The organism is Shinella sp. 1A1 (assembly GCF_055379515.1).
The window spans coordinates 3,070,817-3,085,856 of record NZ_AP039671.1 but is presented as its reverse complement, the minus strand read 5'-3'; the positions used below and the strand labels follow the sequence as shown (position 1 = coordinate 3,085,856).

16 protein-coding genes are annotated in these 15,040 nt (G+C 65.9%); 14 read left to right on the top strand and 2 right to left on the bottom strand.

Going from position 1 to position 15,040, the window contains the following annotated elements:
- Nucleotides 1–8: 8 nt before the first annotated feature.
- From ACZ48C_RS15125 to trmD, 5 genes are read left to right on the top strand one after another with little or no spacing between them, the layout of a single operon-like run.
- Nucleotides 9–329, top strand: a complete 321-nt coding sequence (locus ACZ48C_RS15125) for a chorismate mutase (RefSeq protein ID WP_119257832.1) — start codon at nt 9–11, stop codon at nt 327–329.
- Nucleotides 330–360: 31 nt separating this feature from the next.
- A complete protein-coding gene (rpsP, locus tag ACZ48C_RS15120; RefSeq protein ID WP_119257831.1) occupies nt 361–726 on the top strand; it encodes a 30S ribosomal protein S16 in 366 nt (121 codons plus the stop codon).
- Nucleotides 727–757: 31 nt separating this feature from the next.
- Nucleotides 758–901, top strand: coding sequence for a hypothetical protein (locus tag ACZ48C_RS15115; RefSeq protein WP_464781600.1), 144 nt, complete (start codon nt 758–760; stop codon nt 899–901).
- Nucleotides 902–955: 54 nt separating this feature from the next.
- Nucleotides 956–1,531, top strand: coding sequence for a ribosome maturation factor RimM (gene rimM / locus ACZ48C_RS15110; protein WP_119257830.1), 576 nt, complete (start codon nt 956–958; stop codon nt 1,529–1,531).
- 1 nt (nt 1,532) lies between these two features.
- Complete coding sequence (gene trmD / locus ACZ48C_RS15105; protein ID WP_464781599.1) at nt 1,533–2,228, top strand: tRNA (guanosine(37)-N1)-methyltransferase TrmD; 696 nt, start codon at nt 1,533–1,535, stop codon at nt 2,226–2,228.
- On the opposite strand, the gene ACZ48C_RS15100 is transcribed toward trmD, so the two are convergent.
- On the bottom strand, nt 2,210–2,956 hold the full coding sequence (locus tag ACZ48C_RS15100; RefSeq protein WP_464781598.1) for a sulfite exporter TauE/SafE family protein: 747 nt from the start codon (nt 2,954–2,956) through the stop codon (nt 2,210–2,212). The genes trmD and ACZ48C_RS15100 overlap by 19 nt on opposite strands.
- Before the next feature lie 297 nt (nt 2,957–3,253).
- Here ACZ48C_RS15100 and rplS point away from each other — a divergent pair, with 297 nt between their 5' ends.
- The 5 genes from rplS to ACZ48C_RS15075 all read left to right on the top strand — a co-directional run bounded on the left by rplS (nt 3,254) and on the right by ACZ48C_RS15075 (nt 7,780).
- Nucleotides 3,254–3,772, top strand: a complete 519-nt coding sequence (rplS, locus tag ACZ48C_RS15095) for a 50S ribosomal protein L19 (RefSeq protein WP_119257827.1) — start codon at nt 3,254–3,256, stop codon at nt 3,770–3,772.
- 148 nt (nt 3,773–3,920) lie between these two features.
- Entirely contained in the window at nt 3,921–4,718 is a 798-nt protein-coding gene (locus tag ACZ48C_RS15090) for a basic amino acid ABC transporter substrate-binding protein (RefSeq protein ID WP_464781597.1), read from the top strand.
- 9 nt (nt 4,719–4,727) lie between these two features.
- Nucleotides 4,728–5,543 carry an amino acid ABC transporter permease gene (locus ACZ48C_RS15085; protein ID WP_464781596.1) on the top strand — a complete coding sequence of 272 codons (816 nt, stop codon included), beginning with the start codon at nt 4,728–4,730 and terminating at the stop codon, nt 5,541–5,543.
- A 243-nt stretch (nt 5,544–5,786) separates the two neighbouring features.
- Nucleotides 5,787–7,196 carry a 3-isopropylmalate dehydratase large subunit gene (gene leuC / locus ACZ48C_RS15080; RefSeq protein ID WP_119257824.1) on the top strand — a complete coding sequence of 470 codons (1,410 nt, stop codon included), beginning with the start codon at nt 5,787–5,789 and terminating at the stop codon, nt 7,194–7,196.
- A gap of 71 nt (nt 7,197–7,267) precedes the next feature.
- A complete protein-coding gene (locus ACZ48C_RS15075) occupies nt 7,268–7,780 on the top strand; it encodes a SixA phosphatase family protein (RefSeq protein ID WP_464781595.1) in 513 nt (170 codons plus the stop codon).
- A gap of 92 nt (nt 7,781–7,872) precedes the next feature.
- Here the strand turns inward: ACZ48C_RS15075 and ACZ48C_RS15070 are convergent, their stop codons facing one another.
- Nucleotides 7,873–9,093, bottom strand: coding sequence for a ubiquinone biosynthesis hydroxylase (locus tag ACZ48C_RS15070; protein ID WP_464782816.1), 1,221 nt, complete (start codon nt 9,091–9,093; stop codon nt 7,873–7,875).
- A 110-nt stretch (nt 9,094–9,203) separates the two neighbouring features.
- Between ACZ48C_RS15070 and tesB the strand changes: the two genes are divergently transcribed.
- The 4 genes from tesB to ACZ48C_RS15050 all read left to right on the top strand — a co-directional run bounded on the left by tesB (nt 9,204) and on the right by ACZ48C_RS15050 (nt 14,944).
- On the top strand, nt 9,204–10,085 hold the full coding sequence (tesB, locus tag ACZ48C_RS15065; protein WP_119257814.1) for an acyl-CoA thioesterase II: 882 nt from the start codon (nt 9,204–9,206) through the stop codon (nt 10,083–10,085).
- 207 nt (nt 10,086–10,292) lie between these two features.
- Nucleotides 10,293–10,643 carry a P-II family nitrogen regulator gene (locus ACZ48C_RS15060; protein WP_162911452.1) on the top strand — a complete coding sequence of 117 codons (351 nt, stop codon included), beginning with the start codon at nt 10,293–10,295 and terminating at the stop codon, nt 10,641–10,643.
- Nucleotides 10,644–10,673: 30 nt separating this feature from the next.
- Nucleotides 10,674–12,035 carry an ammonium transporter gene (locus ACZ48C_RS15055; protein WP_464781594.1) on the top strand — a complete coding sequence of 454 codons (1,362 nt, stop codon included), beginning with the start codon at nt 10,674–10,676 and terminating at the stop codon, nt 12,033–12,035.
- Nucleotides 12,036–12,271: 236 nt separating this feature from the next.
- Complete coding sequence (locus ACZ48C_RS15050; RefSeq protein WP_318910224.1) at nt 12,272–14,944, top strand: FtsK/SpoIIIE family DNA translocase; 2,673 nt, start codon at nt 12,272–12,274, stop codon at nt 14,942–14,944.
- Nucleotides 14,945–15,040: the final 96 nt, after the last annotated feature.

Genomic DNA, 15,040 nt, shown 5'->3' with positions numbered 1-15,040 from the left:
AACGCCGCATGACGATCGATCCGAAGGTCAAGCAGCAACTGGGGGAATACCGGCAGTCGATCGACAATATCGACGCCGCCCTCGTCCATATGCTCGCCGAACGCTTCCGCTGCACCAAGGCGGTGGGCGTGCTGAAGGCGACGCATGAACTGCCGCCGGCCGATCCGGCGCGCGAGGAATACCAGATCGAACGCCTTCGCCGCCTGGCGAAGGATGCCAATCTGGATCCGGATTTCGCGGAGAAGTTCCTGAACTTCATCATCCGCGAGGTGATCCGGCATCATGAAGCCATTGCCGCCGAACATGGCGGCGCAAACCACACCGCTTGAAAAGCGGCCCATCTACCCAAGGAGAAATGACATGTCCCTGAAGATTCGTCTCGCCCGTGGCGGTTCCAAGAAGCGCCCCTACTACCAGATCGTCGTCGCCGACGCCCGCTCCCCGCGTGACGGCCGCTTCCTCGACAAGATCGGTTCCTGGAACCCGATGCTCGGCAAGGAAGACGCGACCCGCGTCCAGATCGACGCCGACCGCGCCAAGGAATGGCTCGCCAAGGGCGCCCAGCCGACCGACCGCGTTGCCCGCTTCCTCGACGACGCCGGCGTCCTGAAGCGCGAAGCCCGCAACAACCCGGACAAGGCAAAGCCGGGCAAGAAGGCTCTCGAGCGCGCCGCCGAAAAGAAGCAGAAGGAAGAAGACGCCGCTGCTGCTGCCGCTGGCGAATAATCTGCCTCGACTTTTTATGGAGACGGGCGGCGTGCTTCATGCCGCCCGTTTTCATTTGTCTGCCGCAATTCCGAACGCAAAACCGCTGCACACTTTTGCTGGAATTGCTCAGGCTTTTTGTTTTACCGCATTGTCCGACGCCGAAGCGATGCCGCTTCGGCTGGAAATGCTCTAGGAGCCTCAGCGCGAACGTCGTAAGAGGCTTTGCAAGACCACACGGAACCGAACCATGGTGAAACTGGAAAATCCCGTCCTCATGGGCAGCGTCGGCGCGGCGCAGGGCCTGCGCGGCGAGGTCCGCGTGAAATCCTACACCATCGACCCGACCGCCATCGGCGATTACGGCCATCTCCACACCGAGGACGGCCGGTCCTTCGAAGTGCTGGAGGTGCGCGAGGCGAAGAACGTCGTCGTCGTGCGCTTCCGCGGCATCAACGACCGCAACGCCGCCGAGGCGCTGAACGGCCTCGATCTCTATATCGAGCGCGACAACCTGCCGGACGAGGAGCTGGACGAGGACGAGTTCTTCTATGCCGACCTCGAAGGGCTGGAGGCTGTCGACACGACCGGCCGCAGCCACGGCAAGGTGACGGGCATCTTCGATTTCGGCGCGGGCGATCTCCTCGAACTCAAGGGGCCGGGCAAGCGTCCCGTGCTCATTCCCTTCTCCGAGGCCGCGGTGCTGGAGATCGACGTCGAAGGCGGGCGCCTGTTGATCGACGCCGTCGCCGCCGGCCTCGTCGATGACGACAAGGACGGTCCCGGCAGCCGCCGTCGCCGCCCGCCGCAGGGCGAGGGGGAGTGACGTGGCTTTCCGCGCCACCATCCTGACGCTCTATCCGGAGATGTTTCCGGGCTTTCTCGGCCAGTCTCTCTCCGGCAAGGCGCTGACGCGCGGTGACTGGTCGCTCGACTGCGTGCAGATCCGCGATTTCACCACCGACCGTCACCGCACCGTCGACGACACGCCGGCCGGCGGCGGGGCGGGCATGGTGCTGAAGCCGGACGTGCTGGCCAAGGCCATCGACCATGCCTCCGCGGGCGACGACCGCCCGCGCCTCCTGATGAGCCCGCGCGGAAAACCGCTGACGCAGAAGCGCGTGCGCGAACTTGCGGCCGGCGAGGGCGCGATCATCGTCTGCGGCCGCTTCGAGGGCGTCGACCAGCGCGTCATCGACGGGCGGCAGCTCGAGGAAGTCTCCATCGGCGACTACATCCTTTCGGGCGGCGAACCGGCGGCGATGATCCTCATCGATGCCGTCGTGCGTATTCTGCCCGGCGTCATGGGCAATGCGCTTTCCGGCGAGCATGAGAGCTTCGAGGGCGGGCTGCTGGAACATCCGCACTATACTCGTCCGCAGGTCTTCGAAGGCCTGGAAATCCCCGGCGTGCTGACGTCGGGCAACCACGCGGCCATAGACAGATGGCGCCGCGAGGAAGCGGAAAAGCTGACGCTCGAGCGCCGGCCGGACCTTCTCTCCGATCAACCCGTCAAGAAGTAGTAGGCCGTCAGGGCAAGGCCGACGGCGACGACGAGCGCGCGGATCACCGGCTGCGGCACGCGCCGCGCCGCCCAGACGCCGGACCAGCCGCCGAGGCCCGCCGCCGGCACCATGACGGCGGCCTGCGGCCAGCCGACCACCTTGCCGCTGGCGAAGACGACGATGGCCATGGCCGCGATCACCACGGCGAGAAAATTCTTCAGCGCATTCAGCCGGTGATAGTCGCCGCCCTTGGTCAGCCCGAGCACGGCCAGCGTCATGATGCCCATGCCCGCGCCGAAGAAGCCGCCATAGATCGAAGTGACGAACTGGCCGAACAGCCCGAGCGGCGTGACGGGCTTTTCCGGGCTGAGGGTCTTCGGCTTGAGATAGGGCCCCGCGGCGAAGACGGCGGTTGCGGCCAGCAGCAGCCACGGCACCAGCGCCCGGAAGGACTGGTTGGAGAGCGACAGCAGCAGCAAGGCCCCGCCGAGGCCGCCGACCAGCGAGAGAGCCCCGAGCTGGACCGCCTCCTTCCAGTCGGCGCGGATTTCGCGGGCATAGGCGAGCGAGGACGTGATATAGCCGGGAAACTGCGTGATGGCGGAGGTCGCGCTGGCGAGGATGGGCGGCAGTCCGAGCATCGTCATCGCGCCGAAGGTGAGGAAGGTGCCGCCACCCGCGATGGCGTTGACGACACCGGACAGGAACCCGGCAACGAACAGAAAGATGGCGTCGGCAAAGGTCATGATGCTCCCCGGAGCGCCGGCAGGGCCGCGCCCTTCTCCTCGTAAGGGTGATAGCGTCACGCTTGAGGAGCCGCAAGGACGGGTGGCGACGGTCCCGCCGTCGATTCTTTGGCCGCAGGGGATGACAAGCCGCCTCGTTTGGTGTATTGGCCCGCACGGATTTGGGATTACCCAGCCGACCTGCAAGCAAAGAATGGCGAATCCGCTCCGTCCGGCAACGGACCAACCCGAGAGGCATGACCTCGAAGGCCACCGTCGAGCGCTCTGGCTGTTTCAGAAGAACCGAAGGTTAGACCGATGAACATCATCCAGCAGCTCGAAGCCGAACAGGCCGCCAAGATCGAAGCCAAGCGCCAGCTCCCGGAATTCTCCCCGGGCGACACCGTTCGCGTCAACGTGCGCGTCACGGAAGGCTCGCGTACCCGCGTCCAGGCCTATGAGGGCGTCTGCATCGCCCGTTCCGGCGGTGGCCTCAACGAGAGCTTCACCGTTCGCAAGATTTCCTACGGCGAAGGCGTCGAGCGCGTCTTCCCGATCTACTCGCCGCTCGTCGAAGGCGTCGAAGTCGTCCGCCGCGGTAAGGTCCGCCGCGCCAAGCTCTACTATCTGCGCGATCGTCGCGGCAAGTCGGCTCGTATCGTCGAGAACACCGGCACGCGCGCCCGCAAGCTGAACGACGCCGAGCGCCAGGCCATTGCCGAGGAAAAGGCACGTCTGGAAGCTGAAAAGGTTGCAGCCGCTCAGGCGCTTGCCGCCGAGAAGGCCGCCGCTGAAGCTGCCGAAGCCGCAAAGGCTGCGGAAGCCGCCGCCGAATAATCCGGCCGCGCATCCCTTCATGAAAGCCGTCGGCGCCAGCCGGCGGCTTTTTGTTTTACGGAGAAGCCTTGGCGCGCAAGCGGCATGCTTGCCTGCCGCCCTGCACCTGTGACAGTGTTTCGCCGCCACAATTCAGGAGCGTATTTCGATGTTGTCCCGCCGCGCCATTCTCGCAGGCCTTGCTGCCGTTGCCCTCGCGCCCGCCATGGCATGCGCCTCGGACCTTCCCGATCTCGGCGGCAGGACCGTCGTGGTCGTCACGGAAAACGCCTATCCGCCGCTGCAGTTCGTCGATCCCAAGAGCGGCGAGCAGATCGGCTGGGAATATGACGCGATGAACGAGATCGCCAAGCGCCTCGACTTCAAGGTCGAGTACCAGAACTCCTCCTGGGACGCGATGATCCAGGCCGTCTCCGACAACCAGTACAATATCGGCATGACCGGCATCACCATCAAGGACGACCGCAAGGAGAAGGTGGACTTCTCCGATCCCTACATGCGCTCGCAGCAGTTCATGCTGGTGCGCGCCGACGAGAACCGCTTTTCCGACGCCAAGAGCTTCGCCGCGCTCAAGGACGGCCTGATCGCCGCCCAGCCGGGCACCTCGCCCTTCTACACCGCCGTCTACGAGATCCTCGACGGCAACGAGCAGAACCCGCGCATCAAGCTGTTCGAGACCTTCGGCGCGACGGTGCAGGCGTTGCAGGCCGGCGACGTCGACCTCGTCCTCACCGACAGCGTCGCGGCCAAGGGCTATGTCGACGCTTCGGGCGGCAAGCTCAAGGTGGTCGGCGAACCGCTCGGCACGGAGGATTTCGGCTTCATCTTCCCGAAGGGCTCCGATCTCGTCGCCCCGGTCAATGCGGCGATCGCCGCGCTCAAGGCCGACGGCACGCTGGGCGCGCTCGATAAGAAGTGGTTCCTCGACTACAAGATGGGGGAGTGACGGGCGGCCATGGCTCCCGTTTCCCCCGGCGCGGCGAAGGGTGACTATCCCTGGTGGCTGGTCGCGCTCGCTGTCATCGCGCTGGCGCTTGCGGGCGTCATCGTCGCGAACGATCTCTACCGGCAGGTCTTCGGCGTGGTGCTGAAGGGATTGTGGGTCACGATCTTCGTGACCCTCGTCGCCTTCCTGCTCGCAACGCTGCTCGGGCTCGGCGTCGCGCTGATGGCGCTGTCCGAAAGCAAGGCGCTGCGCCAGGTCGCGCGCTTCTACACGGAGGTGATCCGCGGGGTGCCGATTCTCGTCCTCCTGTTCTACATCGCCTTCGTCGGCGCACCGGCGCTGGTGGCTGCCGTCAATTTCATTCTCGGCCCGCTTGTTGCCGCCGGCACCATGGAACCGGTGCAGGTGCGCGACCTCTCGCTGATGTGGCGGGCGATCATCGCGCTGATGATCGGCTATTCCGCCTTCATCGCCGAGGTTTTCCGCGCCGGCATCCAGTCCGTGGACAAGGGGCAGGTCGAGGCGGCCAAGGCCCTGGGCCTCTCGCGCTTCCAGCGCTTTCGCCTCGTCGTCTTCCCGCAGGCGATCCGCGTGATCCTGCCGCCGCTCGGCAACGATTTCGTGGCGATGGTGAAGGACTCGTCCCTCGTCTCCGTGCTCGGCGTCGCCGACATCACCCAGATGGGCAAGGTCTATGCCTCCGGCTCCTTCCGCTTCTTCGAGACCTATTCCATCGTCGCCTATGTCTATCTCGTCCTGACCATCGGCCTTTCGCTGGCGCTCCGGGCGCTGGAAAAGCGGCTGAGGCGCGGTATCGCGCCTTGATTCTTCGCAATTGCCGAAAGGCGCAAAAATCGCTATATGCGGGTTCATGGAATCCAAGTTCGGATGCACGGAAAAGCATGTCGTCGTGCTGCAGGATCACAAGCGCCTGCCGGCACGCTTCTTTGCGCGTGTCTTCGGGGCGCTCATCAGCCGCCTATCCTGATCGCCGCTTCCAGACGCGATCCCGCAGCCATGCGCTGCGGATTTCCAGAACCCCCTCAACATGCCAGCGGATGAAGAGCCATGAGCGCACCCCGTACCCTCTACGACAAGATTTTCGACGACCACATCGTCAGCCGCCAGGAAGACGGCACCTGTCTTCTCTACATCGACCGTCACCTCGTCCATGAAGTGACGTCTCCCCAGGCTTTCGAAGGCCTGCGCATGACCGGCCGCAAGGTCCGCGCGCCGGAGAAGACGCTCGCCGTCGTCGACCATAACGTCCCCACCTCGCCGGATCGCCACCAGGGCATCAAGAACGAGGAAAGCCGCATCCAGGTCGAGGCGCTCGCGAAGAACGCGGCCGATTTCGGCGTCGAATATTATTCGGAAAAGGACGTCCGCCAGGGCATCGTGCACATCGTCGGCCCCGAGCAGGGCTTCACGCTGCCCGGCATGACCATCGTCTGCGGTGACAGCCATACCTCCACGCACGGCGCCTTCGGCGCGCTGGCGCACGGCATCGGCACGTCGGAAGTGGAACACGTTCTGGCCACCCAGACGCTGATCCAGAAGAAGGCGAAGAACATGCTGGTGCGCGTCGACGGGAAGCTTCCCGAAGGCGTGACCGCGAAGGACATCATCCTCGCCATCATCGGCGAGATCGGCACCGCCGGCGGCACCGGCCATGTCATCGAATTTGCGGGCGAAGCCATCCGCTCGCTGTCGATGGAAGGCCGCATGACGATCTGCAACATGACGATCGAAGGCGGCGCCCGCGCCGGCCTCATCGCGCCGGACGAGAAGACCTTCGAATATATCAAGGACAAGCCGCGCGCGCCGAAGGGCAAGGCGCTGGAAATGGCGCTCGACTACTGGAAGACGCTCTACACCGAAGAAGGCGCGCATTTCGACCGCGTCGTCGTGCTCGACGCGGCCAACCTGCCGCCGATCGTCTCCTGGGGCTCCTCGCCGGAAGACGTCGTCTCCGTTGAGGGCGTTGTGCCGAACCCGGATGATATCGAAGACGAGACCAAGCGTTCGTCCAAGTGGCGCGCGCTGGACTATATGGGCCTGAAGCCGGGCACGAAGATCACCGACATCGCCATCGACCGCGTCTTCATCGGCTCGTGCACCAATGGCCGCATCGAGGACCTGCGTGCCGTCGCCGCCGTCGTCGAAGGCAGGCAAGTGGCCCCCACCGTCAACGCCATGATCGTTCCGGGCTCCGGCCTCGTGAAGGAGCAGGCCGAGCGGGAAGGCCTCGACAGGATCTTCAAGGAAGCGGGCTTCGATTGGCGCGAGCCTGGCTGCTCCATGTGCCTCGCCATGAACGACGACCGCCTGAAGCCGGGCGAGCGCTGCGCCTCCACTTCGAACCGCAACTTCGAGGGCCGCCAGGGCTTCAAGGGCCGCACGCACCTCGTCTCCCCCGCCATGGCCGCCGCCGCCGCCATTGCCGGTCACTTCGTCGATATCCGCGACTGGCAGTAAATCCAGGCGTTTGCCGATATGCTGGAAGGCCGGGAGCATGCTCCCGGCCTTTTCTTTTTAGGAGTATCCCGATGAAGCAGCTTCTCCTGCTCCGCCACGCCAAGTCCGCCTGGCCGGACGGCGTCCCCGACCACGACCGCCCCCTCGCCGACCGCGGCCGCCGGGACGCTCCCCGCATGGGCGCCTACATGGCCGAAACGGGCCTCCAGCCGGATTTCGTGTTGATCTCCTCCGCACGGCGCACCCAGGAAACGTGGGCGCTGGTGGAACCGGCCCTCGCGAAGCCATGCCCCTCCCGCATAGTGCCGTCGATCTACGAGGCCGAGCCGCAGGCGATCCTCACGGCGATCCGCGGCGCGCCGGAGGAAAGCGAAAGGCTGCTCGTCATCGGTCACAATCCCGGTTTCGAGGATCTTGCGAGGCTGCTGGCGCCGACAGGAGATGCGGACGCGATTAGCCGGTTAGGAGAAAAATACCCAACGGCTGGCCTCGCCGTGATTGCTCTGGATATCGAGCTCTGGGCTGAAGCGGCACCCGGCAGGGGTCGCCTCGAATCCTTCGTCACGCCAAAGGCATCGCGGTAGGATTGCCGTCAGACAACAATCGATTGGACGGCGGCATGGAGCGATATGGAAGCAGGGTGGTCTTCTCCAAGGCGAACTTCTGACCCGCCCTGTCAGATCGGCTGCCCCACCAGCATGCGCGGATGGTTTCCGCCCGTGGTGCCCTCGGCCTGGCGGATGAAGAAGGACTTCAGGCCCGGCAAGCGGTCGACGACGCCGAGGCCGACGTCGCGCAGGACGCGCAGGGGCGTTACGTCGTTGGAGAAGAGGCGGTTCAGGACGTCGGTGGTCATGCCCATGCGGACCGTGTCGAAGCGGCGCCAGGTCTCGTAGCGTTCCAGCACCGAGACGGCGCCGATATCGAGGCCGAGACGGTCTGCCTCCACGATGGTTTCGGCCAGCGCCGCCACGTCCTTGAAGCCGAGATTGAGGCCCTGGCCGGAAATCGGGTGGATGCCGTGGGCGGCGTCGCCCGCCAGCGCGAAGCGCGGGGCGACGAAGGCGCGGGCGAGCGTCAGGCCGAGCGGGAAGGCGCGCCGGCCATCGACGACCTTCAGCGCACCGAGCTTATGGCCGAAACGGCGCTCCAGCTCTTCCTCGAAGACGAGATCGTCGCTCTCGACGAGACGGCGGGCGTCCTCCGTGCGCTCGGTCCAGACCAGCGAGGAGCGGTTGCCTGTGAGCGGCAGCGTGGCGAAGGGGCCGGCGGGCAGGAAATGCTCTTCCGCCGTGCCCTCGTGCGGGCGCTCGTGCTCGACGGTGGTGACGATGCCGGACTGGCCGTAGTCGAAGCGCACCACCTTGATGCCGGCCATGTCGCGCAGCTTCGAGCGCACGCCGTCGCAGGCGACGAGGAGACGCGTCTGGCGTTCCGTGCCGTCGGAAAGGGTGACGGTGGTGGAATGCTGGGCGGTTGCAAAACCTTCCACGGAGGTCGACCAGCGAATCGATACGCCAAGGGTTTCCGCCTGTTTCAGCAGGCCGGCGGTGATCGCCCGGTTCGGCACCATATGGGCGAAAGGCTGGCCGTCGTCACTGGAACCCGCACCCTCGAAGGTCAGGAACACGGGGCGGACAGGATCGGCCGTACGCGAATCGGTGATCACCATGCGACGGATCGGCTCGGCCTCCGGCTCGATCTCGCTCCAGATACCGAGCACGTCGAGCAGATTGCGCGCGGCGGCGACGATGGCGAAGGCGCGCTCGTCCTTGCGCCAGGCATGGTCCGGCGCGCCGTCCACCACCTCGACGGCAAGGTGCGGCGCGGCCTTCTTAACGGCAACGGCCAGCGACAGGCCGACATAGCCGCCGCCGGCGACGAGGACGTCGAGCATCTGGGCTTCGGGCATGGCGGTCTCCGCGGCGCTTGAGGTCTTTCTTTCCCCTATATAGAGGAGGAGGAAACGCTTTCCTACCTCGGGTCCAAGAGAGGAGCCACGTCCAAATGTCGCGCCAGACCGCCAACCCCGCTATGGATGTTCTCCTTCGGACGCTCGATATCGAGCGGCTGGAAACCCGCCTGTTTCGCGGGGAAAGCCCGCAGGTCGGCTGGCAGCGGGTGTTCGGCGGGCAGGTGATCGGCCAGGCGCTGGTCGCCGCCACGCGCACGGTGGAGGAAAACCGCTTCGTGCATTCGCTGCACGCCTATTTCGTGCGGCCGGGCGATCCCTCCATCCCGATCATCTACGACGTGGAGAACATTCGCGACGGCGGCTCCTTCGCCACGCGCCGTGTCGTCGCCATCCAGCACGACCGGCCGATCTATTTCATGACCGCGTCCTTCCAGGACGACGAGGATGGCTTCGAGCACCAGACGGCGATGCCCGACGTGCCGCCGCCGGAAAAGCTCATCGGCGAGGCGGAGCTGAAGGCGCAGTTCATGGCCGCCGCGCCGCCGCATATCCGCGCCTATTGGGAGCGTCCGCGACCGATCGAGCTGCGGCCGGTCTCGCTGAAACACTATCTTTCCTCGGAGAAGCTCGATCCGCACCAGAACATCTGGGTGCGCACCACCGGGCCGGTGCCCGCCGACCGCCATCTGCAGGCGGCCGTGCTTGCCTATCTCTCCGACATGACGCTGCTCGACACCTCGCTCTTCGCCCACGGCACGTCGGTTCTCGACCGTTCGCTGCAGGTGGCGAGCCTCGACCATGCCATGTGGTTCCACCGCCCGCCCGTCCTCGATGACTGGCTGCTCTACAGCCAGGACAGCCCTTCGGCCTTCGGCGCACGCGGCATGACGCGCGGCGCGATCTACACCCGCTCCGGCACCCTCATTGCCTCCGTCGCCCAGGAGGGGCTGATTCGGAAAAAGGCAACCGCCTAAATTTTACGCGCCATTCCATTGACGACTATTTTTTGAGCATGTGCGGCGGCGAGTTTTTGCGCCGCAGCATGCCTGCGATTTTTATCGATTATATTTCAAATATTTAGCCAAGGCGTTCGAATCTGGCACGCCCCTTGAATGTGTATCTCCAGTCGTTGCGCTGCCAACGGCCAGAGAGATGGCCCCGGCTGGGGACAAGCACGAAGGATGGGAAACCAGATGAAAATCGTAATGGCCATTATCAAGCCGTTCAAACTCGACGAGGTGCGCGAAGCCCTCACCGCCGTCGGCATCCAGGGCCTGACCGTGACCGAGGTGAAGGGTTACGGCCGCCAGAAGGGGCATACGGAAATCTATCGCGGCACCGAATATGCCGTCAGCTTCCTGCCGAAACTGAAGATCGAGATCGCCGTGCCGGGCGACGTCGTCGACAAGGCCGTCGAGGCGATCGCGTCGGCCGCCAAGACCGGCCAGATCGGGGACGGCAAGATCTTCGTCTACTCGATCGACCATGCCGTGCGTATCCGCACGGGCGAAACCGATACCGAAGCCCTTTAAGCAAACGGCCTGTCAGGGAGCCTTTTCAACATGTCTGCATTCACGCTTACCCGCATCCTTCCCCGCGCGGCCGTAGCCGCGGCGGCCCTGCTTGCGCCGGCCGCCGCCTTCGCGCAGGAAACCGCCCCGGCCGCAACGCAGGCCGCAGCCGCCGCACCCGTTCCGGACAAGGCGGACACCGCCTTCATGTTCCTGGCGACGCTGCTCGTCTTCTTCATGCTGATCCCGGGCCTTGCCCTCTTCTACGGCGGCCTGGTGCGCGCCAAGAACATGCTGTCCGTCCTCATGCAATGCACGGTCATCGGCGCCATGATGATGATTGTCTGGGTGATCTACGGCTACTCCTTCGCCTTCGGCGGCTCGACGAGCGCCTATTTCGGCGGTTTCGCCAAGGTGTTCCTCACGGGCGTCACCGTCGAGAGCACGGCCGCGACCTTCACGGACGGCGTCGTCATTCCGGAATATATCTTCATGCTGTTCCAGATGACCTTCGCGGCGCTGACGCCCGCGCTGATCGTCGGCGCCTTCGCCGAGCGCATCAAGTTCTCGGCCGTCATCCTCTTCACGCTGCTCTGGTCGACCTTCGTCTACTTCCCGATCGCCCACATGGTCTGGGACGGCAACGGCCTGATCTTCAAGATGGGCGCGCTCGATTTCGCCGGCGGCACCGTCGTGCATATCAATGCCGGCGTCGCGGGCCTCATCGGCGCGATCATGGTCGGCAAGCGCACCGGCTTCGGCAAGGACATGATGGCGCCCCACTCCATGACGCTCACTCTCGTCGGCGCCGCCATGCTGTGGTTCGGCTGGTTCGGCTTCAACGCGGGCTCCAACCTCGAGGCCTCGGGCGGTGCAATCCTCGCCACCGTCAACACCTTCGTGGCGACGGCCGCCGCGATCCTCGCCTGGTCGGTGGTGGAGACCTTCACCCGCGGCAAGGCCTCGCTGCTCGGCGCCGCCTCCGGCATGATCGCCGGCCTCGTCGCCGTCACGCCGGCTGCCGGCTCCGTCGGCCCGTTCGGCGCCATCGTGCTCGGTCTCATCGTCTCGCCGGTCTGCTACTTCTTCGTCGCCGTGGTGAAGAACAAGTTCGGCTATGACGACACGGCGGACGTCTTCGGCGTCCATGGCGTCGGCGGTCTCATCGGCGCGCTCGGCACTGGCATCTTCACCGCCCCGTCGCTCGGCGGCACGGGCGGCGCGGACTTCTCCATCGCCTCGCAGTTCATGACCCAGCTCACCGCCGTCGCCATCACCATCGTCTGGTGCGCCGTCGGCTCGGCGATCCTCTACAAGATCGTCGACATGGTCGTGGGCCTGCGCGTCTCCGTCGAGGCCGAGCGCGAGGGTCTCGACCTCTCGTCCCACGGCGAAGCGGCCTACCACGCCTAAGCTCCGCGGCGGCCCGCCCGGCCGCCGCACCACTATCCATCGCGGATATGGTCCGCCATATCCGCCTCTGGCCCGGACTTCGGTCCGGGTCTTTTTCGTTTACGCTGCGGAAACCATGATGCGGCACTGCATGGTTAACATGCCATTAAACCTTCCTTCGTAGGGTTCGCAGTCAGGCACTTCCGCGAATCATGCGGATCGTCGCGATTTTCCTTGTGTAGGCACAGGCTGGAACCATGAGCAGAAGCATTTCGGCAGGACTGGACAACCGTCACGACCGTTTCGTTCTGTCGGCATTCGTCTTGCGGCAGATACAGGTCCTCGCCGGGCTCGGCATCTTCGCCGGCCTCGCGCTCGCCATCGCCGCGCTATCCACCTGGAACGTCTCCGATCCCAGCCTCTCCTACGCTTCAGGAGGCGAGCCGAAGAACATCCTCGGCTATCCGGGCGCCGTCTTCGCCGATCTCTTCATGCAGTTCTTCGGTCTTGCCAGCGTCATCGCGCTGCTGCCGGTCGTCGCCTGGGGACTGGCGATGGTGAGCGGCCGGCGCTTCCACCGCATTCCGCAGCGCGCGGTCGCCTGGCTCGGCGGCGCGATCCTCGCCTCCGCCGCGCTGGCCTGCGTGCCGGGGCCCGTGACCTGGCCGCTGCCGACCGGCCTCGGCGGCGTCTTCGGCGACATGATCCTGCGCTTCCCCGCGCTCTTCACCGGCGCCTATCCCACCGGCATGTTCGCGACCGTCATCGGCTGCATCGTCGCCGTACCGGCCGCCTGGCTGATGGTGTTCAGCGCCGGCCTCGTCGGCGCCGTCCCGGCCGATGACGAGGACGACCATGCGCCCGCTCCGGCCCAGAGCCGCGCCCGCGCGGTGGCCGAGGAAGACGACGAGGACGACGAGCGTGAAGGCCCGCTCACCGTGCTTGCCGGCGCGATGACCCATGCCTGGTATACCGGGCAGGCGCGCGTGCGCCGCATCTTCGGCCTCTCGAACCAGCGCCGCAGGGCGCGCGGCATCGAGCAGCCCTACGATTTCAACGAGGACGAGTTCGGCACGCTGAACGAGCCGGTGCGCGCCCGCGCCGCAAGCCGCACCGCCGAGCGCGTCGAGCCCTCCATGGACGGTCGCCGCGCCGTCGCCGCACCGTCGATCTCGCTCGATGACGACGACCTGCCCTTCGACATGGGCGACGAGCCGCTCGCCCGCCCGAGTGGCATCCTGCCGGACGAGGACGCCGACGACATCGCCGCCGACTGGGCACCGCGCCGCGCGCCGGCCCGCCAGGCGGAACCTGCCGCAGGTGCCCGCGTCGTCGCCCCCGCCGCGCGGCCGAAGCTCGGCCAGCGCGCCGACCGCGAAGCGCAGACCTCCTTCGTCGGCCCGGACGGCTTCCAGCTTCCGCCGATCCACCTGCTCGCCGAGCCGAGGGGCCAGGTGCGCGACGCGACGCTTTCCGCCGACGCGCTGGAGCAGAACGCCCGCATGCTGGAAGGCGTGCTGGAGGATTTCGGCGTCAAGGGCGAGATCATCCATGTGCGCCCCGGTCCGGTCGTCACGCTCTACGAGTTGGAGCCGGCGCCCGGCATCAAGTCCTCCCGCGTCATCGGCCTTGCCGACGACATCGCCCGCTCGATGAGCGCGATCGCCGCCCGCGTCGCCGTCGTGCCGGGCCGCAACGCCATCGGCATCGAACTGCCGAACCAGAGCCGCGAGACCGTCTATCTCCGCGAACTCATCGCCAGCCGTGATTTCGAGACCTCGAAGGCCCGCCTCGCCATGGCGCTCGGCAAGACGATCGGCGGCGAACCGGTCATTTCCGACATCGCCAAGATGCCGCACCTGCTCGTTGCCGGCACCACCGGCTCGGGCAAGTCGGTCGCCATCAACACCATGATCCTGTCGCTGCTCTACCGCCTGAAGCCGGAACAGTGCCGCCTGATCATGATCGACCCGAAGATGCTGGAACTCTCCGTCTATGACGGCATCCCGCATCTTCTCTCCCCCGTCGTCACCGATCCGAAGAAGGCCGTCGTCGCCCTCAAATGGACCGTGCGCGAGATGGAGGAGCGCTACAAGAAGATGTCGAAGATCGGCGTGCGCAACATCGACGGCTTCAACAGCCGCGTCGAGCAGGCGCTCGCCAAGGGCGAGACGATCACCCGCACCGTGCAGACCGGCTTCGACCGCCAGACCGGCGAGGCGATCTACGAGACGGAAGAATTCGACCTCCAGCCGATGCCCTATATCGTCGTCATCATCGACGAGATGGCCGACCTGATGATGGTGGCCGGCAAGGACATCGAGGGCGCCGTGCAGCGGCTCGCCCAGATGGCGCGTGCGGCCGGCATCCACGTCATCATGGCGACGCAGCGTCCCTCGGTCGACGTCATTACCGGCACGATCAAGGCGAACTTCCCGACGCGCATCTCCTTCCAGGTGACGTCGAAGATCGACAGCCGTACCATCCTCGGCGAGCAGGGCGCCGAACAGCTCCTCGGCATGGGCGACATGCTCTACATGGCCGGCGGCGGGCGCATCCAGCGCGTGCACGGCCCGTTCGTCTCGGACGGCGAGGTCGAGGCCGTCGTCGCCCATCTGAAGACGCAGGGCGCGCCGCAATATCTCGACGCCATCACCGAGGACGACGACGAGGACGGCGAGGGCGGCCACGGCCCGGCCGGCACCGCCAACCTCGACGATTCGGACGATCCCTACGACCAGGCGGTGGCCGTGGTGCTGCGCGACGGCAAGGCCTCCACCTCCTATATCCAGCGCCGCCTCGGCATCGGCTACAACCGCGCCGCCTCGCTGATCGAGCGCATGGAGAAGGAGGGCCTGATCGGCCCCGCCAACCACGCCGGCAAGCGCGAGATCCTCGTGCCGACGGAAGACGAAATTTCGGGACGATGACCGGGAACGCGGGGCCTTCCGCGGCGTTTTCTCCGGCAAGTCTCACGTCAGGAGCCAGTGCCATTATGGCGCCGCGTTTGGCTCGCATGACAGACG

Excerpts from the sequence above, each read along its gene's own strand:
- ACZ48C_RS15070 (WP_464782816.1), bottom strand. The coding sequence starts at position 9,093 with ATGCTCGACGTCCTCGTCGCCGGCGGCGGCTATGTCGGCCTGTCGCTG.
- ACZ48C_RS15055 (WP_464781594.1), top strand. The coding sequence starts at position 10,674 with ATGTCTGCATTCACGCTTACCCGCATCCTTCCCCGCGCGGCCGTAGCC.
- ACZ48C_RS15125 (WP_119257832.1), top strand. The coding sequence starts at position 9 with ATGACGATCGATCCGAAGGTCAAGCAGCAACTGGGGGAATACCGGCAG.
- ACZ48C_RS15075 (WP_464781595.1), top strand. The coding sequence starts at position 7,268 with ATGAAGCAGCTTCTCCTGCTCCGCCACGCCAAGTCCGCCTGGCCGGAC.
- tesB (WP_119257814.1), top strand. The coding sequence starts at position 9,204 with ATGTCGCGCCAGACCGCCAACCCCGCTATGGATGTTCTCCTTCGGACG.
- ACZ48C_RS15100 (WP_464781598.1), bottom strand. The coding sequence starts at position 2,956 with ATGACCTTTGCCGACGCCATCTTTCTGTTCGTTGCCGGGTTCCTGTCC.
- rpsP (WP_119257831.1), top strand. The coding sequence starts at position 361 with ATGTCCCTGAAGATTCGTCTCGCCCGTGGCGGTTCCAAGAAGCGCCCC.
- ACZ48C_RS15090 (WP_464781597.1), top strand. The coding sequence starts at position 3,921 with ATGTTGTCCCGCCGCGCCATTCTCGCAGGCCTTGCTGCCGTTGCCCTC.
- rplS (WP_119257827.1), top strand. The coding sequence starts at position 3,254 with ATGAACATCATCCAGCAGCTCGAAGCCGAACAGGCCGCCAAGATCGAA.
- ACZ48C_RS15060 (WP_162911452.1), top strand. The coding sequence starts at position 10,293 with ATGGGAAACCAGATGAAAATCGTAATGGCCATTATCAAGCCGTTCAAA.
- leuC (WP_119257824.1), top strand. The coding sequence starts at position 5,787 with ATGAGCGCACCCCGTACCCTCTACGACAAGATTTTCGACGACCACATC.
- rimM (WP_119257830.1), top strand. The coding sequence starts at position 956 with ATGGTGAAACTGGAAAATCCCGTCCTCATGGGCAGCGTCGGCGCGGCG.
- ACZ48C_RS15050 (WP_318910224.1), top strand. The coding sequence starts at position 12,272 with ATGAGCAGAAGCATTTCGGCAGGACTGGACAACCGTCACGACCGTTTC.
- ACZ48C_RS15085 (WP_464781596.1), top strand. The coding sequence starts at position 4,728 with ATGGCTCCCGTTTCCCCCGGCGCGGCGAAGGGTGACTATCCCTGGTGG.